At 41.5% G+C, this 24,018-nt stretch carries 23 protein-coding genes and 4 pseudogenes; 19 read left to right on the top strand and 8 right to left on the bottom strand.

The window, feature by feature from the left end; genetic code table 11:
• Positions 1–9 precede the first annotated feature (9 nt).
• The 13 genes from ATE34_RS07600 to ATE34_RS07540 all read left to right on the top strand — a co-directional run bounded on the left by ATE34_RS07600 (position 10) and on the right by ATE34_RS07540 (position 12,914).
• Positions 10–1,260, top strand: a complete 1,251-nt coding sequence (locus ATE34_RS07600) for an extracellular solute-binding protein (protein ID WP_061598080.1) — start codon at positions 10–12, stop codon at positions 1,258–1,260.
• Between the two features lie 18 nt (positions 1,261–1,278).
• Positions 1,279–2,151: a carbohydrate ABC transporter permease gene (locus ATE34_RS07595; RefSeq protein WP_084911489.1), complete on the top strand. Its 873-nt coding sequence runs from the start codon at positions 1,279–1,281 to the stop codon at positions 2,149–2,151.
• A gap of 16 nt (positions 2,152–2,167) precedes the next feature.
• The gene (locus tag ATE34_RS07590) at positions 2,168–3,001 is read left to right on the top strand and encodes a carbohydrate ABC transporter permease (protein ID WP_000711267.1); all 834 of its coding nucleotides are present in this window, start codon (positions 2,168–2,170) and stop codon (positions 2,999–3,001) included.
• A 201-nt stretch (positions 3,002–3,202) separates the two neighbouring features.
• The gene (gtfA, locus tag ATE34_RS07585; RefSeq protein ID WP_084911488.1) at positions 3,203–4,645 is read left to right on the top strand and encodes a sucrose phosphorylase; all 1,443 of its coding nucleotides are present in this window, start codon (positions 3,203–3,205) and stop codon (positions 4,643–4,645) included.
• Positions 4,646–4,778: 133 nt separating this feature from the next.
• Positions 4,779–5,972 carry an O-antigen ligase family protein gene (locus ATE34_RS07580; RefSeq protein WP_084911487.1) on the top strand — a complete coding sequence of 398 codons (1,194 nt, stop codon included), beginning with the start codon at positions 4,779–4,781 and terminating at the stop codon, positions 5,970–5,972.
• A gap of 143 nt (positions 5,973–6,115) precedes the next feature.
• On the top strand, positions 6,116–6,559 hold the full coding sequence (locus ATE34_RS07575) for a MarR family winged helix-turn-helix transcriptional regulator (protein WP_084911486.1): 444 nt from the start codon (positions 6,116–6,118) through the stop codon (positions 6,557–6,559).
• 3 nt (positions 6,560–6,562) lie between these two features.
• Complete coding sequence (locus tag ATE34_RS07570; protein WP_084911485.1) at positions 6,563–7,327, top strand: nuclear transport factor 2 family protein; 765 nt, start codon at positions 6,563–6,565, stop codon at positions 7,325–7,327.
• 14 nt (positions 7,328–7,341) lie between these two features.
• Positions 7,342–8,070 carry an ATP-binding cassette domain-containing protein gene (locus tag ATE34_RS07565; protein ID WP_084911484.1) on the top strand — a complete coding sequence of 243 codons (729 nt, stop codon included), beginning with the start codon at positions 7,342–7,344 and terminating at the stop codon, positions 8,068–8,070.
• Entirely contained in the window at positions 8,063–9,583 is a 1,521-nt protein-coding gene (locus ATE34_RS07560; protein WP_084911483.1) for an ABC transporter permease/substrate-binding protein, read from the top strand. The genes ATE34_RS07565 and ATE34_RS07560 overlap by 8 nt, the downstream gene beginning before the upstream one ends.
• A 338-nt stretch (positions 9,584–9,921) precedes the next feature.
• The gene (locus tag ATE34_RS07555) at positions 9,922–10,524 is read left to right on the top strand and encodes a hypothetical protein (protein WP_000846130.1); all 603 of its coding nucleotides are present in this window, start codon (positions 9,922–9,924) and stop codon (positions 10,522–10,524) included.
• On the top strand, positions 10,524–11,315 hold the full coding sequence (locus ATE34_RS07550) for an energy-coupling factor transporter transmembrane component T (protein ID WP_180382688.1): 792 nt from the start codon (positions 10,524–10,526) through the stop codon (positions 11,313–11,315). Before ATE34_RS07555 ends, ATE34_RS07550 begins: the two co-directional genes overlap by 1 nt.
• Positions 11,291–12,127: an ABC transporter ATP-binding protein gene (locus tag ATE34_RS07545; protein WP_000343048.1), complete on the top strand. Its 837-nt coding sequence runs from the start codon at positions 11,291–11,293 to the stop codon at positions 12,125–12,127. The genes ATE34_RS07550 and ATE34_RS07545 overlap by 25 nt, the downstream gene beginning before the upstream one ends.
• On the top strand, positions 12,114–12,914 hold the full coding sequence (locus tag ATE34_RS07540) for an energy-coupling factor ABC transporter ATP-binding protein (protein WP_000103849.1): 801 nt from the start codon (positions 12,114–12,116) through the stop codon (positions 12,912–12,914). The genes ATE34_RS07545 and ATE34_RS07540 overlap by 14 nt, the downstream gene beginning before the upstream one ends.
• 224 nt (positions 12,915–13,138) lie before the next feature.
• On the opposite strand, the gene ATE34_RS10995 is transcribed toward ATE34_RS07540, so the two are convergent.
• From ATE34_RS10995 to ATE34_RS11345, 5 genes and pseudogenes are all read right to left on the bottom strand, one after another.
• The gene (locus ATE34_RS10995) at positions 13,139–13,300 is read right to left on the bottom strand and encodes a hypothetical protein (RefSeq protein ID WP_180382687.1); all 162 of its coding nucleotides are present in this window, start codon (positions 13,298–13,300) and stop codon (positions 13,139–13,141) included.
• Complete coding sequence (locus ATE34_RS07535; RefSeq protein ID WP_061598087.1) at positions 13,288–13,515, bottom strand: hypothetical protein; 228 nt, start codon at positions 13,513–13,515, stop codon at positions 13,288–13,290. Before ATE34_RS07535 ends, ATE34_RS10995 begins: the two co-directional genes overlap by 13 nt.
• A 45-nt stretch (positions 13,516–13,560) precedes the next feature.
• Complete coding sequence (locus tag ATE34_RS07530) at positions 13,561–13,785, bottom strand: hypothetical protein (protein WP_008808877.1); 225 nt, start codon at positions 13,783–13,785, stop codon at positions 13,561–13,563.
• Positions 13,778–14,098, bottom strand: a pseudogene (locus ATE34_RS11350) (DNA replication protein); the annotation flags it as partial. The gene ATE34_RS07530 and the pseudogene ATE34_RS11350, both read right to left, overlap by 8 nt.
• Before the next feature lie 24 nt (positions 14,099–14,122).
• Positions 14,123–14,473, bottom strand: a pseudogene (locus ATE34_RS11345) (IS6 family transposase); the annotation flags it as partial.
• 39 nt (positions 14,474–14,512) lie between these two features.
• On the opposite strand from ATE34_RS11345, the pseudogene pnuC reads away from it, so the two are divergent.
• Positions 14,513–15,019, top strand: a pseudogene (gene pnuC / locus ATE34_RS07520) (nicotinamide riboside transporter PnuC); the annotation flags it as partial.
• A gap of 34 nt (positions 15,020–15,053) precedes the next feature.
• Here pnuC and ATE34_RS07515 read toward each other — a convergent pair.
• Both ATE34_RS07515 and ATE34_RS07510 read right to left on the bottom strand, forming a co-directional pair.
• Complete coding sequence (locus ATE34_RS07515; protein ID WP_000935020.1) at positions 15,054–15,386, bottom strand: hypothetical protein; 333 nt, start codon at positions 15,384–15,386, stop codon at positions 15,054–15,056.
• A gap of 26 nt (positions 15,387–15,412) precedes the next feature.
• A complete protein-coding gene (locus ATE34_RS07510; protein WP_061598088.1) occupies positions 15,413–15,967 on the bottom strand; it encodes a TetR/AcrR family transcriptional regulator in 555 nt (184 codons plus the stop codon).
• Between the two features lie 130 nt (positions 15,968–16,097).
• Here ATE34_RS07510 and ATE34_RS07505 point away from each other — a divergent pair, with 130 nt between their 5' ends.
• Positions 16,098–16,997: a cation diffusion facilitator family transporter gene (locus tag ATE34_RS07505; protein ID WP_061598089.1), complete on the top strand. Its 900-nt coding sequence runs from the start codon at positions 16,098–16,100 to the stop codon at positions 16,995–16,997.
• A 109-nt stretch (positions 16,998–17,106) separates the two neighbouring features.
• A complete protein-coding gene (locus ATE34_RS07500; RefSeq protein ID WP_061598090.1) occupies positions 17,107–19,632 on the top strand; it encodes an ABC transporter ATP-binding protein/permease in 2,526 nt (841 codons plus the stop codon).
• 51 nt (positions 19,633–19,683) lie between these two features.
• On the opposite strand, the pseudogene galR reads toward ATE34_RS07500, so the two are convergent.
• Positions 19,684–20,687, bottom strand: a pseudogene (gene galR / locus ATE34_RS07495) (DNA-binding transcriptional regulator GalR).
• 164 nt (positions 20,688–20,851) lie between these two features.
• Here galR and ATE34_RS07485 point away from each other — a divergent pair.
• The 3 genes from ATE34_RS07485 (at position 20,852) to ATE34_RS07475 (ending at position 24,004) form a co-directional block, all read left to right on the top strand.
• Complete coding sequence (locus ATE34_RS07485) at positions 20,852–22,030, top strand: galactokinase (RefSeq protein ID WP_061598092.1); 1,179 nt, start codon at positions 20,852–20,854, stop codon at positions 22,028–22,030.
• An 18-nt stretch (positions 22,031–22,048) separates the two neighbouring features.
• Positions 22,049–23,530: a UDP-glucose--hexose-1-phosphate uridylyltransferase gene (locus ATE34_RS07480; RefSeq protein ID WP_084911480.1), complete on the top strand. Its 1,482-nt coding sequence runs from the start codon at positions 22,049–22,051 to the stop codon at positions 23,528–23,530.
• A gap of 69 nt (positions 23,531–23,599) precedes the next feature.
• A complete protein-coding gene (locus ATE34_RS07475) occupies positions 23,600–24,004 on the top strand; it encodes a PaaI family thioesterase (protein ID WP_049538104.1) in 405 nt (134 codons plus the stop codon).
• Positions 24,005–24,018 lie beyond the last annotated feature (14 nt).

Raw genomic sequence — 24,018 nt, 5'->3', positions numbered from 1 at the left:
GATAAAATCATGAGATGGTATAAAAAGATGAGCTTAATTGCTACTACAGGACTCTGCCTTTTGGGACTGTCAGCTTGTAGTAGTCAAGAGAAGTCAGCTGATGGTAAGGTAACGATTGAGTTTTTTAACCAGAAGACCGAGATGGCAGATACCTTGCAAAGAATAGTGGATGATTTTGAAAAAGAACACCCTAATATTGATGTGAAGTTGACCACAGTACCTTCAGCTGGAATTGTTCTAAAGACTCGGATATTATCAGGAGATGTTCCAGATATTATTAATATCTATCCTCAAAATATGGATTTTCAGGAGTGGGCGAAGGCAGGCTATTTTGCAGATGTGACAGGAAAACCCTATCTTGAGAACATCAAGAATGACTATGCTAAAAAGTATGCAATCAATAACAAAATTTATAGTGTACCTTTAACGGCCAACCTTTATGGAATCTACTACAATAAAACAAAGTTTAAAGAATTAGGACTTGAGGAACCGAAGACTTTTAAAGAGTTTCAAGAGATTGTTAAAAAGATAAAGGATAGTGGGAATTCTCCATTTGCAGTTGCAGGCAATGAAGGCTGGACATTAAATGGTTACCACCAACTTTCTCTCATTACTATTACAGGTAGTGGAGATGCGGCTAATAACTACCTTCGCTTTTCAAAACCAAATGCTATCTCTGCAGATGATGCTATTTTAAAAGCAGATGCAGAACGACTCGATTTATTGGCGGATAATGCTCAAGATGGTTGGCGTGGTGCCTCTTATAATGATGAGGTGGTAGCATTTTCGAGTGAAACAGCTTTGATGATGCCACAAGGATCATGGGCATTAGCGGCAATTAATCAACAGGATCCCAAATTTGAGGTGGGGATGTTTGCCTTCCCAGGAGAAGAAGTAGGAAAAGAAGTTACTGTTGGTGCAGGGGACATGGCATTATCAACTTCGGCTACTACTAAACATCCGAAAGAAACCGAAGAATTTATCAGCTATATGACTAGTCCAAAAGCTATGCAGTCATATTATGATGTAGATGGATCACCAGTTGCTGTAAAAGGCATACAGGAAAAAGAAGACTCAGCGCTTACTGAGATTTCTAAACTGGCATTTACTGACAAACATTATGTTTGGTTGGGCCAACACTGGAATTCTGAAGAAGATTTTTTTAATCTAAGTGCAGGTTACTTGATGGATAAAAATCTGAAAAATATGGCAAACAATCTCAATGCTTTCTTTAATCCAATGAAGGCAGATTTGGACTAGAATAGGAGTTAAGATGATATGGCTATTCGAAAATTTTTAAATAAATACTGGGGTTGGACCTTTTTGCTCATCCCACTTGCATTACAAGCTATCTTCTTTTACTTTCCAATGGTACAAGGTGCTTTCTATAGTTTGACTAACTGGACTGGATTGACCTATAATTATAAATTTGTTGGTTTGAATAACTACAAATTGCTGATGATTGATGGGAAATTCTTCACAGCCATAGCCTTTACTTTGATTTTAACTCTGGCATTGATTATTGGAGAGATTACGATTGGGATGGTTGTGGCACGAGCCTTAAATTCTAAGATGAAGGGACAGACCTTCTTTAGAGCTTGGTTCTTTTTCCCGGCTGTTTTATCTGGTTTGACAGTTTCCTTGATTTTTAAACAATTCTTTAATTATGGTCTTCCAACGATTGGAAAAATTTTAGGGATTGGTTTTTTACAAGAGAGTCTATTAGGAACACCAATCGGAGCAGTAGTGGCAACTATTTTTGTTCTTTTATGGCAAGGAGTAGCAATGCCAATTATTCTCTTTCTTGCGGGTCTTCAGAGTATTCCAACTGATATTTTGGAGGCGGCATCAATTGATGGTGCAACAAGTAAACAAACTTTTTGGAAGATTGAATTACCCTATTTGCTACCAACGATTTCTATGGTTTTTATTCTGGCTCTAAAGTCCGGTTTGACAGCCTTTGACCAGATTTTTGCCTTGACGAGTGGTGGTCCAAATAATGCTACAACGTCTCTTGGACTTTTAGTCTACAACTATGCTTTCAAGAGTAATCAATATGGATATGCGAATGCAATTGCCTTGATTTTATTCTTAATTATTGGAATTGTTTCTCTTATCCAAATCAAACTATCAAAGAAATTTGAAATCTAACAGAGGAGTCCTACACATGAAAAAAGAAGAAAAATTGAATCAGTTTTGGAAATATGTCCTCTTGATAGTCGGTGGTATTCTTATACTTGTTCCTTTGTTGGTAACAGTATTTAGTTCTTTCAAGACAACTAAGGATATCATGAATCATTTCTTTAGTTTGCCCAATCCTTTTACCTTAAGTAATTATGAACGATTGATTTCGGATGGAATTGGAGGCTATTTCTGGAATTCAGCAGTTATTACGGTGTTATCATTGATTGTAGTAGCTTTCTTTATACCAGCTGCAGCTTATTCCATTGCTCGAAATATGTCCAAGAAAAAAGCCTTTGCAATTATGTATTCGCTCTTGATCTTAGGGATATTTGTTCCATTTCAGGTGATTATGATTCCCATCACAGTTATGATGAGTAAGCTTGGTCTAGCAAATATGTGGGGGCTAGTAATACTCTACCTAACTTATGCTATTCCACAGACTCTCTTCTTGTATGTTGGTTATATTAAAATCAGTATACCAGATAGTTTAGATGAAGCTGCGGAAATTGATGGGGCTGATCGATTTACAACTTACCGTCGAATCATTTTTCCAATGCTGAAACCCATGCATGCGACAACTTTGATTATCAATGCTCTCTGGTTCTGGAATGACTTTATGTTGCCACTGTTGATTCTGAATAAGGATTCCAAGATGTGGACTTTACCTCTCTTCCAATACAACTACCAAGGTCAATACTTCAATGACTATGGGCCAAGTTTTGCATCTTATATTGTTGGAATTGTAACGATAACCATTGTCTACCTCATCTTCCAAAAACATATCATTTCAGGAATGAGTAACGGGGCAGTGAAGTAAGAAAGTGCTTAGGGAATTTATAATTCCATACATAGACGAACGGTTCAGCTTGTTGACAATTCTATGTAGAAAACAAGAAAGTCGTACTTAGTTGCTTGCAGTTTAGTACGAGTTCAATGTGAACAAAAATCTAAAAATATCTTTCATTTACGAAGCCAGGTCATATAAGACTTGGCTTTCATCAGAAAAAGGAGAACATCTATGACCATTCAAAATAAAACTATGTTGATTACTTACTCAGATAGTCTTGGAAATAATCTTAAAGACTTATATGAGAATTTGGAAGAGCATTTTGGTGATGCTATTGGAGGAGTTCACCTTCTACCATTTTTCCCATCAACAGGTGATCGTGGATTTGCGCCAGTTGACTATGATGAAGTGGATTCAGCTTTTGGTGATTGGGAGGACGTTAAGCGTTTAGGTGAGAAATATTATCTTATGTTTGACTTTATGATTAATCATATTTCTCGTCAATCTAAGTATTATAGGGACTATCAAGAAAAACATGAAGCCAGTGAATTTAAAGATCTCTTTTTAAACTGGGATAAGTTTTGGCCAGAGAACCGTCCGACACAGTCTGACGTAGATTTAATCTACAAGCGTAAGGATCGTGCACCAAAGCAAGAGATTGTTTTTGCAGATGGTTCAGTAGAACATTTGTGGAATACCTTTGGTGAGGAGCAGATTGACCTTGATGTGACCAAAGAAGTAACGATGGCATTTATCCGTAAGACGATTCAACATCTAGCAAGTAACGGGTGTGATTTGATTCGTCTAGATGCCTTTGCTTATGCGGTGAAGAAATTGGATACCAATGATTTCTTTGTGGAACCAGATATTTGGGATTTATTGGACAAAGTTCGAGATATAGCAGCTGAGTATGGGACAGAGCTCTTACCTGAGATTCATGAGCACTATTCGATTCAGTTTAAAATAGCGGACCATGATTACTATGTTTACGATTTTGCCCTTCCAATGGTGACCCTTTATACTCTTTACAGTTCCAGAACAGAGCGCTTGGCTAAGTGGTTAAAGATGAGCCCGATGAAGCAATTTACGACACTAGATACTCATGATGGAATTGGAGTGGTGGATGTCAAAGATATCCTGACCGATGAGGAAGTTGACTATGCTTCAAATGAGCTCTATAAGGTTGGAGCGAATGTCAAACGTAAGTACTCTAGTGCAGAGTATAACAATCTAGATATCTACCAAATCAATTCAACCTACTATTCTGCGCTTGGAGATGATGATGTCAAGTACTTCCTCGCTCGTTTGATTCAAGCTTTTGCTCCAGGTATTCCTCAGGTTTACTATGTGGGTCTATTAGCAGGAAAAAATGACTTGAAATTATTAGAAGAAACCAAAGAAGGTAGAAATATTAATCGTCATTACTATAGCAACGAGGAAATAGCAGAAGAAGTTCAACGTCCTGTGGTAAAGTCTCTTCTCAATCTATTTTCTTTCCGTAATCAATCAGAGGCCTTTGACCTAGAAGGGACTATTGAGATAGAAACACCAACAGCTCACAGCATTGTAATCAAACGTCAAAATAAAGACAAGTCCGTAACAGCAGTAGCAGAAATTGATTTGCAAAGTCAGACCTATCAAGTATTAGAAAACGGCAGAAAAATTCAGTTCTAGTGCTATATTAATGAAACAGTTTTTTTGTGGCGAAAACGTGTTCATTGTTCCCAAATGACGGAAAAAATGGTAGAATATAAAGATAAGTTTAGCATTTATCTTCTGGAGAATTCCAGAACAGAAAGGATCCGTTTTGAAATCAATTGGATTACTGGATAAGATAAGAGGGCTTTCGAAAAAAGATTTCTTTTTGTATTTGATGATCATAAGTATCTTTTTACCTTTTTATTTGTTCTTAGCACTCTTTGCTTTATATTTGATAGGTTTACTTGTTACTGGGGAGATGAAGGGAATTATCAAAGGATTAATCAAACATCCTGTACTTCTCTTTTTTATTACCTATAGTAGTATCATCTCTATCGTTGCCAAGAACTGGCTTGGATTGGTTGCATCTTTACTGATGTTTCTCTTCCTCATTTTCTTTAGTTATTACCAGAAACGTCTGACACATGCTTTCTTTCGACTGATACTGCAGACAATCTTGTTTGGTAGTGTGCTCTCTGCAGCTTTTGCTACCTTGGAGCATTTCCAAATTGTAAAGAAATTTAACTATGCTTTTCTTTCGCCAAATATGCAAGTATGGCACCAAAACCGTGCAGAGGTGACCTTCTTTAATCCTAACTACTATGGGATTATCTGTTGCTTCTGTATTATGATTGCCTTTTACCTCTTTACAACGACGAAGTTAAGATGGTTAAAAATCTTTTGTGTGCTAGCAGGTTTTGTGAATCTATTTGGTTTGAATTTTACGCAAAATAGAACGGCCTTCCCTGCCATCATTGCTGGTGCCATCATTTATCTCTTTACAACCATTAAAAACTGGCGTGCCTTCTGGCTCAGTATTGGTGTTTTCGGGATTGGCCTTTGTTTCCTCTTCTCAAGCGATTTGGGTGTCCGTATGGGAACCCTAGATTCTTCAATGGAAGAGCGTGTTTCAATCTGGAATGCGGGTATGACTTTGTTCAAGCAAAATCCGATCTGGGGTGAGGGTCCACTGACCTATATGAATTCCTATCCGAGAATCCATGCACCTTACCACGAACACGCGCATAGTCTTTACATCGATACTATTTTAAGTTATGGTTTGATTGGAACCATACTCTTATCCATTTCTTCGGTTATCCCGGTTCACATGATGATGGATATGAGTCAGGAATCTGGTAAACGACCAATTATCGGTCTTTATCTCTCCTTCCTTACAGTAGTCGCTGTACATGGAATTTTTGACTTGGCTCTCTTCTGGATTCAGTCAGGATTCATCTTCTTGCTAGTTATGTGCAGTCTACCACTGGAACATCGAACACTGGTGTCTGAAATGATAGATTAAGTTACTCAAGAACGAAGATCTTCTACTTTAGGTAGGAGGTCTTTTTTGTTGGTGGAAATTATTTCTAAGTCGAAATAGTTGACAGATGGAATGGCAGGTGTTACAATAGAGAAAATTCGATATAGAAATAAATTGGAGGAATCATGAGGGATAGTCATTTAGTTGCCCATCATATTCGTTTGTTGAATGGGCGGATCTTTCAAAAGTTATTGAGTCAGGATCCTGAAGCTCTTTATCGGAGTGAACAGGGAAAGATTCTCACGGTGTTATGGAATAGTGAGACAGGTTGCGCTACGGCGACAGATATTGCGCTTGCGACTGGACTTGCTAACAATACGCTCACAACCATGATTAAGAAACTTGAGGAGCAAAACCTGGTCATCATTAGCCCATGTGGAATAGATAAGAGAAAGAAATATGTCAAGTTGACAGAGCAAGGTTGGTCGCAGAAAGAAGTGGGCAATCGTGTCAGTCAAAAATTAGATGCAATTTTTTATAAAGGATTCACTGAGGAAGAAATTCGTCAGTTTGAAAGTTATCAGGAACGCATTTTAGACAATCTGAAAGAGAAGGAAAGTGAGGCATAAATCATGTCAAAACAAGTTGAAAATGCACAAAATCTATATATTCATGCCATTCAAGACGGACGAGTTGCGGAGGCTCAAGCTCAGTCTGTAGGAGATACCTACATTCAACACTCGACAGGTGTGCCAGATGGGAAAGAAGGGTTTGCGGCTTTCTTTGCAAATTTCTTTGAGCGCCATCCCGAGCGTGAGATGAAGATTGTTCGCACCATTGAAGACGGCAATCTGGTCTTTGTCCATGTTCACCAATATCTCAATGGCGGAGAAGCGCAATGGGTGACGACGGATACTTTCCGTGCGGATGAGAATGGTCGTATCGTGGAGCATTGGGATGTCATTGACTACTATCGTGCTCCAGAAAATGGACAGTTAGACCAAATCTTTGGCGATTTTGAAATCAAGGATGTGGATAAGACAGCAGAAAATAAAAAAACCGTTCGTCGTTTCTTGACAGAAATTTTCCAAAATGGGGAGCTAGAGCAGTGGAGTGATTATGTAGCGGACGATTTGATTCAGCATAATCATGAGATTGGCCAAGGAAGTGATGCTTATAAAAACTATGTTACTGAGCATGATGTCACTTTTGACTTTGTTTTCCAACTCTTAGGACAAGGAAACTATGTGGTTAGCTATGGTCAGACTCAGATTGATGACGTTGCTTATGCCCAGTACGATATCTTCCGTCTAGAAAACGGGAAAATTGTGGAGCATTGGGACAATAAGGAAGTTATGCCTAAGGCAGAAGACTTGACCAATCGAGGGAAGTTTTAAATTGAGGATACAGAATGATTGAATACAAAAATGTAGCTTTACGCTATACAGAAAAAGATGTCTTGAGAGATGTCAAATTGCGGATCGAGAATGGAGAGTTCATGGTTTTAGTTGGGCCATCTGGATCTGGTAAGACAACCATGCTCAAGATGATCAACCGCCTCTTGGAACCTACGGATGGCGATATTTACATGGATGGCAAGCGCATCAAGGACTATGATGAGCGTGAACTTCGTCTTTCTACTGGTTATGTTTTACAGGCTATTGCTCTGTTCCCCAATCTAACGGTTGTAGAAAATATTGCTCTCATTCCTGAGATGAAGGGCTGGACTAAGGAAAAAATTGCGAAGAAAACAGAAGAGCTTTTAGCTAAAGTTGGCTTGCCAGTAGCTGAGTATGGGCATCGACTTCCGAGTGCATTATCTGGTGGAGAACAGCAACGGGTCGGGATTGTCCGTGCCATGATTGGTCAGCCTAAGATTCTCCTCATGGATGAGCCCTTTTCGGCCTTGGATGCTATTTCGAGAAAACAGCTACAGGTTCTGACGAAAGAATTGCATAAAGAATTTGGGATGACAACGATTTTTGTGACCCATGATACGGATGAAGCCTTGAAGTTGGCGGACCGTATTGCTGTCTTGCAGGATGGAGAGATTCGTCAGGTGGCGAATCCCGAGACTATTTTAAAAGCTCCTGCCACAGAATTTGTAGCAGACTTGTTTGGAGGTAGTGTTCATGACTAATTTAATTGCAACTTTTCAGGATCGTTTTAGTGATTGGTTGACAGCTCTATCTCAACATTTGCAGTTGTCACTTTTGACCTTGTTGCTGGCTATTTTTATCGCTATTCCCGTGGCTGTTTATCTTCGCTATCATGAAAAGTTGGCGGATTGGGTCTTGCAGATTGCAGGGGTTTTCCAGACCATCCCGTCTCTTGCCTTGTTGGGGCTCTTCATCCCCTTGATGGGAATTGGGACCTTACCGGCCTTGACAGCTCTAGTGATTTATGCTATTTTTCCGATTTTGCAAAATACCATCACTGGGCTGAAGGGAATTGATCCGAGTCTGCAAGAGGCTGGGATTGCCTTTGGGATGACCAGGTGGGAGCGTCTCAAGAAGTTTGAAATTCCACTTGCCATGCCTGTTATCATGTCTGGGATTCGGACGGCAGCGGTCTTGATTATCGGTACGGCAACCTTGGCAGCCTTGATTGGTGCTGGGGGACTGGGTTCCTTTATCCTTTTGGGAATTGACCGTAATAATACCAGTCTGATTTTGATTGGGGCACTTTCCTCTGCAGTGCTGGCTATTGCCTTTAACTTCCTACTAAAAGTGATGGAAAAAGCAAAATTGCGGACGATTTTTTCTGGTTTTGCCTTGGTGACCATATTGCTCGGTCTGTCTTATAGTCCAGCCCTCTTAGCTCAAAAAGAGAAAGAAAACTTGGTTATTGCTGGGAAATTGGGTCCAGAACCAGAAATTTTGGCTAATATGTATAAGTTGCTGATTGAAGAGAATACCAGTATGACTGCGACTGTCAAACCGAATTTTGGGAAAACAAGCTTCCTCTATGAAGCTCTGAAAAAAGGGGATATTGATATCTATCCTGAATTTACTGGTACGGTGACTGAAAGTTTACTTCAGCCATCACCTAAAGTAGGTCATGAGCCAGATCAGGTTTATCAAGTAGCGCGTGATGGCATTGCCAAACAGGATCATCTGGCTTATCTCAAACCTATGTCTTATCAAAATACCTACGCTGTAGCTGTTCCGAAAAAGATTGCTCAAGAATATGGCTTGAAGACCATTTCGGACTTGAAAAAAGTGGAAGGGCAGTTGAAGGCAGGCTTTACACTTGAGTTTAATGACCGTGAAGATGGAAATAAAGGCTTGCAGTCAATGTATGGTCTCAATCTCAATGTGGCGACCATGGAGCCAGCCCTTCGCTATCAGGCAATTCAGTCAGGTGATATTCAAATCACGGATGCCTATTCGACCGATGCAGAGTTGGCGCGTTATGATTTGCAGGTCTTGGAGGATGACAAACAACTCTTCCCACCTTATCAAGGGGCTCCACTAATGAAAGAAGCTCTTCTCAAGAAACATCCTGAGTTGGAGACGGTTCTCAATAAATTAGCTGGTAAAATTACTGAAAGCCAGATGAGCCAGCTCAACTACCAAGTCGGTGTTGAAGGCAAGTCAGCAGAACAAGTAGCCAAGGAATTTCTGCAAGAACAAGGTTTCTTGAAGAAATAGCTTGAAAATGCTGAACTCAACTTCCTTAAACGACTATATAGAAGAATGCTCAGACAATCTTGTCTGGGCTTTTTTGGTGTCAAAATTAATGATTTTCATTTTTAAATGGAAAATAAGAGGAAATTTTTAGGATTTTCTAAAATTTTACTGTAAATACACTTGACTATTCACAAAATAGGTGTATAATGTGTTGTGAACTACTTAACAAATAAAGATTTCCAGCTCATGTCGACTAAGGATGGAAATCTTGTGTATAGACAGTTCAGTAGATATATAATAGAGCGTTGCGTCCGAAAGTCTATCCAGACACGGCTCTTTAAAAACAAAAGGAGAAGATTATGAAAACAGAACCGATTCATCGTACCAGTATGTGGAAATTTAAGTTAAGTGCTGCTACCATGACTTTGATTCCCGCTGCCGTGGGGATTAACTATGTTGCCAAAGCCTTGGCGGAGGGGTTAAAGTTGCCCGTTTGGCTGGGGTCTTTGGGAACCTTTCTTACCAGCATGTTGGCTGGGCCGGTTGCCGGTGCCATTAGTGGTTTCATCAACAACGTGATCTATGGGCTGACCTTATCGCCAATTTCAACCGTGTATGCGATTACCAGCATCGGAATTGGGATTGCTGTCGGAGTTTTGCACGCCAATGGGTGGTTCTCGTCAGCGCGACGAGTATTTGTTTCTGCTATTATTATTGCCATCGTTTCAGCTGTCATTTCAACGCCACTCAACGTCATCTTTTGGGGTGGTCAGACCGGTATCGCTTGGGGTGACTCATTGTTTGCGGTAATGGTCGCCAATCATGCACCAGTGTGGCTGGCCTCATTTACCGATGAGTTTGTCTTGGATATTTTGGATAAAGTCTGCGTGGCCTACCTGGCATTCTTCATCTATCGTCAGCTGCCGAAGCGGATGGTGCACTTCTTTAGCGATGATAAATGATGACTGATAAAACATTGATTTCTGGAGCGCCACGGGTCAAGCTCAAGTGGTACCAGGTGATCGATCCGATTACTAAGCTCTTGTTCATCTTGGACATGACGTTGTTGAGCTTTGCCAGTATGAATTTATTGCTTCAGGCCGGATTAATTCTTGTCGCAACACTGCTATTGTTATTTTCCAAATTGAGTTCTACCACCTTTAAGGCGCTGGGATTCAGCCTGTTTCTGATTTGCACCATGCTGATCATCCAAGGGTTATTTTACAGTCGGAATCAAACTGTGCTGTTTTCTGTGCTTGGGGTGTCGTTCTACAAAGAGGGCCTGATTTACGCCACCACTCTGGGTTGTCGAGTATTGGTGATTATTTTGACCAGTGGCTTTTTTATGGTGACCACGAGTATTTCAGAAAACGCGGCCTATTTGGAACTGTCCGGATTGTCTTATAAAACCGTCTACGTTCTGATGTCGGTGTGTTATATTTTGCCGGAAATGATGCGCAATATGCGGAAAATCCAGCAGGCACAAAAAGTTCGCGGAACCAATCCGCAAAAAACGTTGATTCAGAAATTAAAGTCAGTCCTGCCGGTTCTAATTCCATTGGTGATTAAGACCTTGGATCAATCGATGACGCGGTCGATTTCTCTCCAACTGAGAGGTTTTGATAATCTCAACCGGACTGTCAGAACCTCCCAGCGCGTGTATCGACTGTCGCGGACGCTGCACATTGGTCTGACTGGATTGGCAGTTTTATTGATTGGGTGGAAGATATGGACGAAGATAAACGGATTGTAATTGAAAATTTGACTACCCGTTATCCGGGTACTGAGCAACCACAACTGCGTCAGATTAACGCGGAGGTTCATACCGGCCAGGTGGTTGGGATTATCGGGAATAGCCACTCCGGCAAATCGACTTTGTGCCGTGTGCTGGCAGGGGTCATTCCCAAAATTGTGTCTGCTGAGATTGAGGGCGATTGGCACATGTTTGGCCAGCGAGTGTCTGACAATTGGCCCGTTTATAATGCCATGAATGGAGTTGTACTGCAAAATCCAGCTGGCCAACTAAGCGGGTTGGCAGACACGGTTGCCGATGAAATCGCCTTTGACTTGATTAATCAGGGAATGGCTGAAGGACTGATTCAAAAACGGGTTGAAGAAGTTGCCACGCAAATGGGGCTGATTGAACAGCTGAATTTGCGTCCCGAGAGCCTTTCCGGTGGTCAGATCCAGCGGTTGGCAATTGCCACGGCGATTGTGGCTAATCCGGCTGTTTTGATTATGGATGATCCGACCAGTGAGATGGATCCCCTTGGCCGCCGGCAATTTTTCCAATGGCTGGCCCAAGTCAAAGAGACGACTGTCTTCATTGTCACCAGTGAAATTGACGATTTGTGCGAAGTCGCCGACGTTGTGTGGGTGCTGCACGAGGGTCAAATGGTAGCCCAGGGCAGGCCGGGTGAGGTGTTTAATCATTTGGCAGCTGACTGGCAGATTCCAGCCCCGACAATCCAGCAACTTGCTCAAAAAATGGATTGGCACTTGGCTGATGGCCGGTATCCGGTGAATTACGCTGATCTGAAGGAGGTTCGTTATGTCCACAATTGAACTGAGCCACCTGACGTTCACTTATCCGGAACGGTCCTTTAGCTTGGATGTTGAAGACAAACACTTCGCCGATCCGATGGTGGCGATTGTCGGCCAAAATGGTGCCGGCAAATCAACGCTCTTCAAATTGTTGACGGGCTTGCTGACACCACAAACCGGTGTGATTAAGATCGATGGAGAAAATTTTAATGATCTTAAACCAGTCGAAAAGTTACTGAAGGTTGGGATTACTTTTCAGAATCCTGACGATCAGCTTTTCAACCCGACCGTTCAACGAGAGGTGGAGTGGAATGTCGCGCAGGTCATGGATGACCACGACACGATTACGAGGCGGGCTTTAGCGGCTCTAAAAAGAGTTGGCTTGGATGATAAAACAGCTGAAAGTCCATATGACCTGTCATTGTCGGAACGCAAGCTGTTGAGCGTTGCCACAGTTTTGGCAGTGGATCCGGCGATTTATTTATTTGATGAGCCGATGATGTCGCTTGATTGGGAAAGCCGGCGCAAGTTGACCGCAATTTTCCATCAGTTGGCTGATTCGGGCCACCAAGTTGTGACCATCACCCATGACATGGATTGGGTCGCCGCCGAGTTTGAGTCGGTGTATGTTATGGAACACGGGAAGTTTGGCTTCGCCGGCAGTCCACGGGAATTGTTCAGCAATCACGAACTTGTCCAGCGAGTGGGATTACTACCACCGCGGATTATGGACATAGCGGAGTCGCTGGGTGATTCACAGACATATTTATCGGTTAATGATTATTGCCAGCAAAATCGAGATGTATAGAAAAAGTCACCTCTGCGGGTTTTCCAGGTTGAAGGATTAACTTCAGCTTCTGGCAAGAACTCACATGGGTGACTTTTGTGTTTAATAACCTTTCATGATCATCGGGTGCTTCCTCAGATCACTCGGTTTGATTTTACTTTGTTTCATGGTCATAATCATATACCATTTCTTTTGGATTTTTTGTTTGACTAATACAAAATAGGTCTTCATAGGTCTTCGCATTTTTAGCGCCCATTAGGATCATCAGTATAATTTTCTGAATTAGGAGACTGTCCCATCACTATTCGAACTTCGTCTCCCAACTTACGCTCTTCCCATTCATCCGTGAATCCTTTAAATCGCAATTCTGGAACTTTCTTTTTAACTGAATCATCTATTTTCGCCATAGTCCCCACCATTTTATTGGTTTTTCTTGTTCTTCTATCCTTTTTTGATCTTTGATTTGTTCCTGCAAATTTTCCAACTTCTCTTTAAGAGCGTTCACTTCATCTTTATATTGATTGTCTAAGTGTTTGAATTCTGTTTCCTGTGAGGGCACTTTGAGGGCTTTTAAGTTATCATTTTCCGCCTTGTATTCTTCTAGCAACTTTTTATCTTGCAAGGCTAATCGTTGTTACTGGTCTAACAAATTAGTTAGTTTTTCTATTTATTGGTCTTTGCTACTTATTTGTTGGTCTTTGGTATTTGATTTGCTACTACTTTCTACTTTACCTAAAATTATTTTTTCTGCTTTAGAATTTATTAGATTAGACCCATTGGAACTTTTAAGCTGTAATTCTTTTGGTAACCTTTGGTAGTGATATTGAATATTTTGTTTTGTAACACTCAACTCATCCGCCAGCTCTTTGATCGTTTTTAAGTCTTCACTCATGGTTTAAGTCCTGCCTTTTAACCGTTGGTAGATATTGTTCAATGGCTTTTTTGAGGTAGCGTGCGATATTATGCTTAGAATATTCTTCACGTCTGCTGGCAACATAAGACAAGTGGTCTTTGACACTATTTAGCCCTCTTAATTCTTTCAGTTCGTCATAGAGGGGGTAAACATGGACTTGCAATCCTGCCATGATTTTTGTATCTTGCATTTCAAACGGACTTAGCAACATATTTTCTAGCAATAGCGTGGTGTACTTGCTTTTCATTGCTTCAATAGCTAGCTTATCTTCGGTTTCTGCTTTGCGTGCTTTATCTTCTTGATAGGCGGTATCTTCTAACTTATAGCTGTTATCGTCTGCTCGACGTTTCTTTCGTAACCAGATATCCAATGTTAAACCGTCCGCATCAATCGCTTGATAGAGATAATGCCAACGCCCCTTAATTTTGATATAGGTTTCATCCATTTTCCACGAATAGAAGGACTGTTTATTTTTCTTTTTCCAGAGATGATAGAGGATTTTACTGTATTCTTGAACCCACCGATAAATCGTAGTGTGACAAACATTTATTCCACGGTCATAAAGCAATTCCTGAACTTCACGATAGCTCAGATTGTAACGTAGGTAATAACCAACAGCGACAATGATGATGTCTTGTTGGAATTGTTTGCCTTTAAAATGATTCATCTCTCAAGCCTTACTAACCTTTTTTCTGCTCTTTGAGAAGCTGAAGGTCGTGCTAGTAACTACCTATTTGGTTTGATTAATTCCATCATTTATCTGGTGCTTGCCCTACAGAAAGGCTTTTATGGCGAGGTGTTGACGACACTCTACTTTACGATCATGCAACCGATTGGACTTCTAGTGTGGATTTACCAGGCACAGTTTAAGAAGGAAAAGCAGGAGTTTGTCGCACGTAAACTGGACAGCAAGGGTTGGACAAAGTATCTTTCCATTAGTGTCCTTTGGTGGTTGGCCTTTGGGTTCATTTATCAGTCTATCGGAGCTAATCGACCCTATCGTGATTCAATCACAGATGCGACCAATGGTGTAGGGCAAATCCTCATGACAGCTGTTTACCGTGAACAGTGGATATTCTGGGCTGCTACTAATGTCTTTTTAATCTATCTCTGGTGGGGAGAAAGCCTGCAAATCCAAGGGAAATACCTGATTTATCTCATTAACAGTCTAGTTGGTTGGTACCAGTGGAGCAAGGCAGCAAAAAGCGCTTAAAAAATAAAAAAGGATCAGAAGATCCTTTTTTGTGTTAGAGCAAAATGAGTAACACGGTAATAACGATAGCGCTCGTTATACGAATAATGTGGTGCGATATATGTTGACTTTCTTGCTGTTGCCCATTCCAGTAAGCACCGTAGCAGATGATGCTAGAGCCCACTATCCATAAGATGACCGTTGCAAGCGGGACAAAGAAAAAGATAGCAAGAGCTAGTGAGGTGAGACAGCTTCCCACCAAGATACACATATTTCCCCGACAGTAGTTTTTTTCTTTCATGGCTGCGAAAGCAGCTGCGAGATGGAGAAGTGAAAAACCGAGAGCTAGTACAATTGTCAGTATTCCTAGGATAATAGAATTTAACATGGTTGATTCCTTTCTTTGTAACAGGATTAAATCTCGAGTGATTTTGTAGAAGTCATCTCAATCACATCTAAGTAAAATCTCACTACTTGGTCTTCGGTATATGATTTTCCTTTTTTTAGCCACCAGGTCAGTGTTTCGATAAAATTGGTTACTACAAAATGTTTGAGGTAGGAAGCCGGTATGTTCGGATAGGCTTCTTGCAAGTCATCCGCCACCATGGGGTAAACATGGTGTTCGAGCTCCTTGTGTAGTTGGCGGAGAAAGTAGTCATTTTTGGAAAAAAGGAGACTGGTAACACGGTCTTGGTTCTTTTGAAAATGTAAAAAGATATGCGCGAGGTAGTCCTCGGTAGTTAAGTGTTCTTCCCTTTCAAAGAGATGATGAAAGAGATAGCGACAGAGTTCATCTAAAAGCAGTTCCTTGCTCTCGTAGTGACAGTAAAAGGTCGAACGTCCAACATCTGCCAAGTCAATGATATCTTGGACAGTAGTAGCCTCATAACCCTTGTCGTTCAAAAGTTGTAAAAAGGCTTGATAGATGGCTTTTTTTGTCTTGTTGACTCGACGGTCTCTTTTTAGCATACAGACACTTGAGACAAACTGTTCAGAACTGAATAAGGCTGACAGTTTGCTTCTATCCTTTCTTTGGATTTTATTAGATAATACAAATGAAAGAAGTATATATACCCATTATACCAAAGGAGGGAGAGAAATGAGCTCTAAAACATCAATCTGGTTAGCTTTTTTCTTAAATTTAAGCTATGCTATTGTTGAGTTTATCGCAGGAGGGATCTTTGGTTCGAGTGCTGTTCTTGCTGATTCTGTTCATGACTTGGGAGATGCTATAGCCGTTGGCATATCAGCCCTTTTAGAAACAATCTCAAACCGAGAAGAAGACGGGCAGTACACCTTGGGTTACAAGCGTTTCAGTCTTTTAGGGGCCATCCTAACGGCTGTGATTCTTATGATAGGGTCTGTCCTAGTGATATTGGAAAATATCACAAAGATAGTTCACCCGCAACCTGTCAATGAGGAAGGCGTCCTCTGGCTGGGAATCATTGCAGTAAGTATCAATGTGATAGCTAGTCTAGTAGTTCGTAAGGGAAAGACAAAGAACGAGTCAATTCTGAGTCTGCATTTTTTGGAAGATACTCTTGGTTGGTTGGCGGTCATTCTAATGGCGATTATCCTCCGATTTACAGATTGGTATATTCTTGATCCGCTCTTATCGCTTGTCATTTCCATCTTCATTCTAACAAAAGCCATTCCTCGCTTTTGGAGCGCACTCAATATTTTCTTGGATGCTGTGCCAGAAGGAGTAGATATCAAACAAGTGAAGAAAGACTTGGAGCAATTAGATCATGTGGCCAGTGTTAATCAGCTCAATCTCTGGACTATGGATGGTTTGGAAAAAAATGCCATTGTTCATGTTTGCCTAGAAGAGATTGAACATATAGAGTATTGTAAAGAATCCATTCGTAATTTACTTAAAGATTATGGCTTTCAAAATGTTACCATTGAAGTTGATGCAAACCTGGCAAGTCACCAAACCCATAAGCGAAAAATTGAGGAGTTGGAAGTAGGTCAAAGTCATGGACATTATCATGCATAAGAAGTCGATTTTCTATTTGTTGATTATTTTTGATGAATTGTAAATGTAACATATTTACTCCATTATGAAATTGTGATAGACTACATATATCACTGAAAGGAGATAGGCGATGTTACAGCTACAACACATTTCAAAAGTCTATCATACGGGCGATCAAGAGTTCCACGCGCTAAAGGATATCTCGATTCGCTTCCGTGAGAATGAGTTTGTCTCCATTCTCGGGCAATCGGGTTCTGGGAAAACCACCCTATTAAATATCATCGGGGGACTCGACCAATACACATCTGGTGATTTACTCATCCAAGGAAAATCAACAAAGCAATTTAAAGACCGCGATTGGGATAGCTACAGAAACCACACCATCGGTTTCGTCTTTCAGTCTTATAATCTCATCGGGCACCAAACTGCACTCTCTAACGTAGAAATTGCAATGACTCTTTCGGGCGTTTCAAAAGCAGAACGTAAGAAACGTGCTATCGAAGTGCTCGAACGCGTAGGCCTAAAAGACCATTTATATAAGAAACCAAGTCAAATGTCTGGGGGACAAATGCAACGAATCGCGATTGCGCGTGCTCTTGTTAATGATCCAAAAGTTGTTTTAGCCGACGAACCGACAGGAGCGCTTGATTCTGAGACTTCTGTTCAAATCATGGATTTATTAAAAGACATCGCTAAGGAACGTTTGGTTATCATAGTGACGCATAACCCAAAGCTGGCGCAGAAGTACTCCACACGTATCGTACAAGTATTAGATGGAAACATCTTGAGCGACTCAAATCCATGCGAACCAACAGAGGAGACAAAGCAAGTCGACATCCAGTTCACGAAGACGAAGATGAGCTTTATAACCGCCCTTGTACTTTCCTTTAATAACCTATTGACGAAGAAAGGTCGTACCTTACTAACAGCTTTTGCGGGTTCTATCGGGATTATCGGGATTGCTCTTATCTTAGCCCTTTCCAATGGTGTGAGTGACTACGTTAAAAAGGTGCAGGAAGATACCCTCGTCTCTCTTCCACTGACGATTAGCGAGCAGAACCAGAGTAACTTGTTGGCGACCTCTCCAGATTTGAGCGAGAAGCCTTACAAGGATAATCATGAGCTCGGTATCAATACGATTTTAACGAATTTATTGAAAAAACAAATCGGAAAGAACGACCTAGCTTCCTTCAAGACATACTTGGAGGAACACACTTCGAAGGTCGAATCTCTCACAAAAGACATTCGTTACCGATACAATTTACAACCGTTTATCTATGCAAGTGATACTTCCAACGGACCCAAAAGTATTCTGCCTTCAACCTTAGCTGATGAAGTAGAAACAGCGAATCAAACGATGAAGGGATACTTACAAAACCTCAACTACTGGAGTGAACTTTCTAGTGATTCTTCAATGCTAGAAAGCAAGTACGACGTGTTGGAAGGACGCTTCCCACAAGATAAGTCCGAGCTCGTCCTTATCGTAGATGAAAACAATCAAATTAGCGACTTGTTGCTCTATAGTTTGCGTATCAAAGATCCCAGTGAATTGAACGATACGAAGAAGCTCGACGAACTCTCTTCTCAAACGTATCAATATAGTGATTTTATAGGAAAAACTTTCAAAGCAGTTGTTAATACAAACCGTTTTGTGAAAGAAAATAACTTATGGGTCAATAAGATTGATAATGCTTCTTATATGAAAACTCAAATCGAGAATGGGATCGAACTTAAAATTGTGGGTGTCCTTCGCCAAAAAGACGGCACAAGTTCAAGCGTGAATGCTCCTTCAGGAGGAATCGCCTACACAAGCACCCTCATTGATTACACTTCCGAATACATTCAAAATAGTGATATCGTTAAGGAACAGGAATCCAATCAAAATCTAAATGTATTTACGGGTAAAGAATTTGCCAAAGATCCTAAACCATTCAGTTCGGAGAATTTAACCGAAGAAGAAAAAATTCAGTTGGCCAAAATGACGCCTGAAGAACAAGCGCAGTATGTCCAACAATATAACGACAATTCGGCTTCAACTTACGAGGAAAACCTCGCAAAAATGGGCGTCATCAACAAATCCAAACCAGCTGCCATTGAGCTCTACACCTCTTCGTTCCAACAAAAACAAGACTTAAAAGAGTTCATAAACGCCTATAACACAGCGAAAAAAGAAGCTGGAGAAGACGATAAGGTACTCGCTTATTCAGATGATATCCAAACTATCATGTCTTCAATTACGACATTGGTTGGCGTAGTGACAACAGTACTCGTTGGCTTTGTGGCCATCTCACTCATTGTATCTTCTATAATGATTTCGATTATCACGTACATTTCAGTTCTCGAACGTACAAAAGAAATCGGAATCCTACGTGCAATGGGGGCTTCGAAGAAAGATATTCGTCGTATCTTCACTGCTGAAACAGCCATTGAAGGATTGATCTCTGGGGTGCTCGGTATCGCGATTACCTTTCTTGCGACATTCCCAATCAATGCGATTGTTGCGAAAATGACAAATGTGGGAAATGTAGCGCAATTACCAATAGAAGTTGCTCTAATCCTTATCGGTATTTCGATTGTCCTTACCATGTTAGCCGGTCTAATCCCTTCACGCATCGCTGCTAAGAAAGACCCAGTCGAATCGCTTCGTAGCGAATAACAATTAAATCCCAAAAAGGTGGATAAAGGAATATTTCTTTATTCACTTTTTCTATTCATTCCTTGTACTTTCCCTCAAAGTCAGTCTGGTTCCCAGCATAGTCAGGCTAGGAATTTTGCGACCGTGGAGAACTTCCTTGTTAAGAATATCCATACCTGCTCGGCCCATTTCTTCGGTATAGACGGTAATGCTAGAAAGAGGAGGATAGACCTGCTTGGTCAGGCTAGTGTCGTTAAAAGAAATGAGGCTGACGCGGTCTGGTAGGCTAATTCCAGCTTCTTGAAGGGCACGAAGGGCACCGATAGCTAAACTATCACTGGCTGCGAAAAATGCTGGAGGGAGCTGATCCTCCAACTTGTGAATAGCCTCCTTCATCAAGTCATAGCCTGACTGGGCAGTAAAGCTACCTTGAAAGACCAGTTTGTCATTGTAGATACCTTTTGATAGAGAATAGTTTTTAAAATGTTCGAGACGTTTATCCTGGATGATTTCTTCTTGGTCGGTGATTTCTTCAAGGCCAGTGAGAATCCCGATGCGATCCAGCCCTTGACTGACGAAATGGTCTACAACTTGTTTCACAGCAGTGTAAAAGTCAGTGATAATACAGGTATGGCCTAGTGAGAGGGTATCGCTGTCTATAAAGACCAGGGGCTTTTGGTATTCTTCAAAGGCAGAGATCTGTGATCGGCTGAACTTTCCGATGCAGAGAATGCCAATCACTTCCTCACTCAGTGTAAAAGGATGGTCATTAAAATAGCGCAAGATATCATAGTCCAACTCTTGGGCTCTTTTTTCAATACCGAGACGAATCTGGTAGTAGTAGAGGTCGTCTAGCTCCCCCTGTTCGCTGACCCATTGGATAATGGAATCTTTTGCTTGGGTTTGTGGGATTCGCCTGTCTTGAGGTGCTTGGTATAGCCCAGCTCTTCAGCGACGGTTAAAATACGGTGTCTGGTTTCTTCTGTGACAGATAGACTCTGGTCGCGATTGAGGACACGGGATACGGTCGCGATAGAGACAGAGGCTAGCTGTGCAATGTCTTTTAAGGTAGCCATAAATCCTCCTTCTTTTAGGTTAGTATATCATATTTTTATTCTTTTTACCGATTTTTTAGTAAAACTTTAGTAAAAAGGATTGACCTTGGTAAAATCCTTGGATACAATAGAAGAAAACGATTACACGTTAAGGTGGCTTAACGGACAGTCAAAGGAGAATTAATATGACACAACATCTTACTGCTGAAGCCCTTCGCAAAGACTTTCTTGCTGTTTTTGGTCAAGAAGCAGATCAAACCTTCTTTTCACCAGGCCGTATCAATTTGATTGGTGAACACACGGACTACAACGGTGGGCACGTTTTTCCTGCTGCGATTTCCTTGGGAACCTATGGTGCAGCTCGCAAGCGTGACGACCAAGTCTTGCGTTTCTACTCAGCTAACTTTGAGGACAAAGGTATCATCGAAGTGCCTCTTGCTGATCTCAAGTTTGAAAAAGAGCACAGCTGGACCAATTATCCAAAAGGAGTTCTTTATTTCTTGCAGGAAGCTGGCCATGTCATTGACAAAGGTTTTGATTTTTATGTTTATGGGAATATCCCAAATGGTTCTGGCTTGTCTTCTTCAGCATCATTGGAACTCTTGACAGGGGTCGTGGCAGAGCATCTCTTTGATTTAAAACTAGACCGTTTGGATTTGGTAAAAATTGGAAAACAAACAGAAAACAGCTTTATCGGAGTTAATTCTGGTATCATGGACCAGTTTGCCATCGGTATGGGAGCTGACCAACGTGCTATTTACCTAGATACTAATACTTTGGAGTACGACTTGGTGCCACTTGATTTGAAGGACAATGTCGTTGTTATTATGAATACCAATAAACGCCGTGAATTGGCGGATTCTAAATATAATGAGCGCCGTGCTGAGTGTGAAAAAGCAGTGGAAGAATTGCAAGTCGCCTTGGATGTTCAGACCTTGGGTGAATTGGACGAGTGGGCCTTTGACCAATACAGCTATCTGATCAAAGACGAAAATCGTTTGAAACGTGCTCGTCATGCTGTGCTTGAAAACCAACGTACCCTTAAAGCTCAAGCTGCCCTTCAAGCAGGTGATTTGGAAACATTTGGTCGCTTGATGAATGCTTCTCACGTCTCTCTAGAACATGACTATGAAGTAACTGGCTTGGAATTGGATACTCTTGTTCACACAGCTTGGGATCAAGAAGGTGTTCTCGGTGCTCGTATGACAGGGGCAGGTTTTGGTGGCTGTGCCATTGCCTTGGTTCAAAAAGACGCTGTTGAGACCTTTAAGGAAGCTGTTGGCAAGCACTACGAGGAAGTCGTTGGATACGCTCCAAGCTTCTATATCGCTGAAGTTGCAGGTGGCACTCGCGTCCTTGACTAGTTAAAAGGAGGCTCTATCGTGACCTTAGTAGATAAATTTGTAACACACGTTATTGCTGAAAGTTCATTTGAGGAAATGGATCGAATCTACCTGACCAATCGTGTTTTGGCACGAGTAGGCGAAGGTGTTTTGGAAGTTGAGACCAATCTGGATAAAGTGATTGACCTCAAAGACCAGTTGGTTGAGGAAGCGGTTCGATTAGAGACGATTGAGGATAGTCAGGCTGCGCGTGAAATCCTCGGTGCTGAACTAATGGACTTGGTAACGCCTTGTCCAAGTCAGGTCAATCGTGACTTTTGGACAACCTATAACCAATCTCCCGAACAGGCAATAGCAGATTTCTACCAACTTAGCCAGAAAAACGACTACATCAAACTCAAGGCCATTGCAAAAAATATTGCTTATCGTGTTCCATCTGACTACGGAGAACTTGAGATTACCATCAACCTCTCTAAGCCTGAAAAGGATCCAAAGGAGATTGCAGCAGCCAAGTTGGTGCAAGCTAGCAATTATCCCCAGTGTCAGCTTTGTATAGAGAACGAAGGCTATCATGGTCGAATTAACCATCCAGCTCGCAGCAATCACCGCATTATCCGTTTTGAAATGGCGGGTCAGGAGTGGGGCTTCCAGTATTCGCCCTATGCTTATTTTAATGAGCACTGTATCTTCTTAGACGGCCAGCATCGTCCCATGGCCATTAGTCGTCAGAGCTTTGAGCGTCTGCTGGCGATCGTAGAGCAATTTCCGGGATATTTTGCGGGTTCGAATGCCGACCTACCGATTGTGGGAGGTTCTATTCTCACTCATGATCACTATCAAGGAGGCCGTCACGTATTTCCTATGGAATTGGCTCCCTTGCAAAAGCCTTTCCGATTTGCTGGATTTGAGCAGGTCAAGGCTGGGATTGTCAAGTGGCCAATGTCAGTGCTACGTTTGAACTCGGATTCTAAAGAGGATTTGATCAACTTGGCTGATAAGATTTTACAGGAATGGCGTCAATATTCAGATCCTGAAGTGCAGATTTTAGCAGAAACAGATGGGACACCGCATCACACCATCACACCCATTGCGCGTAAACTCGATGGACAGTTTGAATTGGACTTGGTTTTACGGGACAATCAAACTTCAGCAGAGCATCCTGATGGTATCTATCATCCCCACAAGGATGTCCAACATATCAAGAAGGAAAATATTGGCTTGATTGAGGTCATGGGCTTGGCTATTCTTCCACCTCGTTTGAAGGCAGAAGTGGAGCAAGTTGCCAGCTACCTCGTGGGAGAAGGGGTTACAGTTGCCGACTATCATCAGGAATGGGCAGACCAGCTCAAAGCCCAACATCTGGACCTAGCAGATAAAGAAAAAGCCCTTGAAATCGTCAAGGACTCTGTGGGTGACATCTTTGCACGTGTTCTGGAGGACGCGGGGGTTTACAAGCAAACAGAGCAGGGACAAGCAGCCTTTATGCGCTTTGTAGAACAGGTCGGAATTTTGCCAGACTAGGAGCTTTCTCCTTGCATAGTCCTATAAAAAGTAGTATCATAGGGTCATTTGAAATATCAGGAGGAAACGATGAAAGATTTTCATTTTGACGCTATATCTGCCTTTGAAAATTACGAAATTGAACAAATGAGAGATGGTCACGTTGTGGTGACGACGAAAATAGTGGACTCGTCGCTCAACTACTATGGCAATGCCCATGGAGGCTATCTCTTCACCCTTTGTGATCAGATTAGTGGTTTGGTGGTTATCTCGCTGGGGCTAGATGGAGTGACGCTTCAGTCCTCTATCAACTACCTCAAGGCAGGAAAACTAGATGATGTACTGACCATTAAAGGAGAATGTGTCCATCATGGACGCACAACCTGTGTGGTAGATGTCGATATCACCAATCAAGAAGGCAGAAATGTCTGCAAAGCAACCTTTACCATGTTTGTCACAGGCCAGCGGTCTGAAAAAAGACAGGTAAGGATATAGAGAAACAAAAAAGA

It is taken from the genome of Streptococcus oralis subsp. tigurinus (genome assembly GCF_002093545.1).
Taxonomy (GTDB): Bacteria; Bacillota; Bacilli; order Lactobacillales; family Streptococcaceae; genus Streptococcus; species Streptococcus oralis_C.
The sequence above is the reverse complement of the archived record's forward strand: the minus strand, read 5'-3'. Positions and strand labels throughout refer to the sequence as shown.

What these genes read in the sequence shown, in the direction of transcription:
- ATE34_RS07600 (WP_061598080.1), top strand. Translation starts at nt 10, where the DNA reads ATGAGATGGTATAAAAAGATGAGCTTAATTGCTACTACAGGACTCTGC.
- ATE34_RS07595 (WP_084911489.1), top strand. Translation starts at nt 1,279, where the DNA reads ATGGCTATTCGAAAATTTTTAAATAAATACTGGGGTTGGACCTTTTTG.
- ATE34_RS07590 (WP_000711267.1), top strand. Translation starts at nt 2,168, where the DNA reads ATGAAAAAAGAAGAAAAATTGAATCAGTTTTGGAAATATGTCCTCTTG.
- gtfA (WP_084911488.1), top strand. Translation starts at nt 3,203, where the DNA reads ATGACCATTCAAAATAAAACTATGTTGATTACTTACTCAGATAGTCTT.
- ATE34_RS07575 (WP_084911486.1), top strand. Translation starts at nt 6,116, where the DNA reads ATGAGGGATAGTCATTTAGTTGCCCATCATATTCGTTTGTTGAATGGG.
- ATE34_RS07570 (WP_084911485.1), top strand. Translation starts at nt 6,563, where the DNA reads ATGTCAAAACAAGTTGAAAATGCACAAAATCTATATATTCATGCCATT.
- ATE34_RS07565 (WP_084911484.1), top strand. Translation starts at nt 7,342, where the DNA reads ATGATTGAATACAAAAATGTAGCTTTACGCTATACAGAAAAAGATGTC.
- ATE34_RS07560 (WP_084911483.1), top strand. Translation starts at nt 8,063, where the DNA reads ATGACTAATTTAATTGCAACTTTTCAGGATCGTTTTAGTGATTGGTTG.
- ATE34_RS07555 (WP_000846130.1), top strand. Translation starts at nt 9,922, where the DNA reads ATGAAAACAGAACCGATTCATCGTACCAGTATGTGGAAATTTAAGTTA.
- ATE34_RS07550 (WP_180382688.1), top strand. Translation starts at nt 10,524, where the DNA reads ATGACTGATAAAACATTGATTTCTGGAGCGCCACGGGTCAAGCTCAAG.
- ATE34_RS07545 (WP_000343048.1), top strand. Translation starts at nt 11,291, where the DNA reads ATGGACGAAGATAAACGGATTGTAATTGAAAATTTGACTACCCGTTAT.
- ATE34_RS07540 (WP_000103849.1), top strand. Translation starts at nt 12,114, where the DNA reads ATGTCCACAATTGAACTGAGCCACCTGACGTTCACTTATCCGGAACGG.
- ATE34_RS10995 (WP_180382687.1), bottom strand. Translation starts at nt 13,300, where the DNA reads ATGGCGAAAATAGATGATTCAGTTAAAAAGAAAGTTCCAGAATTGCGA.
- ATE34_RS07530 (WP_008808877.1), bottom strand. Translation starts at nt 13,785, where the DNA reads ATGAGTGAAGACTTAAAAACGATCAAAGAGCTGGCGGATGAGTTGAGT.
- ATE34_RS07515 (WP_000935020.1), bottom strand. Translation starts at nt 15,386, where the DNA reads ATGTTAAATTCTATTATCCTAGGAATACTGACAATTGTACTAGCTCTC.
- ATE34_RS07510 (WP_061598088.1), bottom strand. Translation starts at nt 15,967, where the DNA reads ATGCTAAAAAGAGACCGTCGAGTCAACAAGACAAAAAAAGCCATCTAT.
- ATE34_RS07505 (WP_061598089.1), top strand. Translation starts at nt 16,098, where the DNA reads ATGAGCTCTAAAACATCAATCTGGTTAGCTTTTTTCTTAAATTTAAGC.
- ATE34_RS07500 (WP_061598090.1), top strand. Translation starts at nt 17,107, where the DNA reads ATGTTACAGCTACAACACATTTCAAAAGTCTATCATACGGGCGATCAA.
- ATE34_RS07485 (WP_061598092.1), top strand. Translation starts at nt 20,852, where the DNA reads ATGACACAACATCTTACTGCTGAAGCCCTTCGCAAAGACTTTCTTGCT.
- ATE34_RS07475 (WP_049538104.1), top strand. Translation starts at nt 23,600, where the DNA reads ATGAAAGATTTTCATTTTGACGCTATATCTGCCTTTGAAAATTACGAA.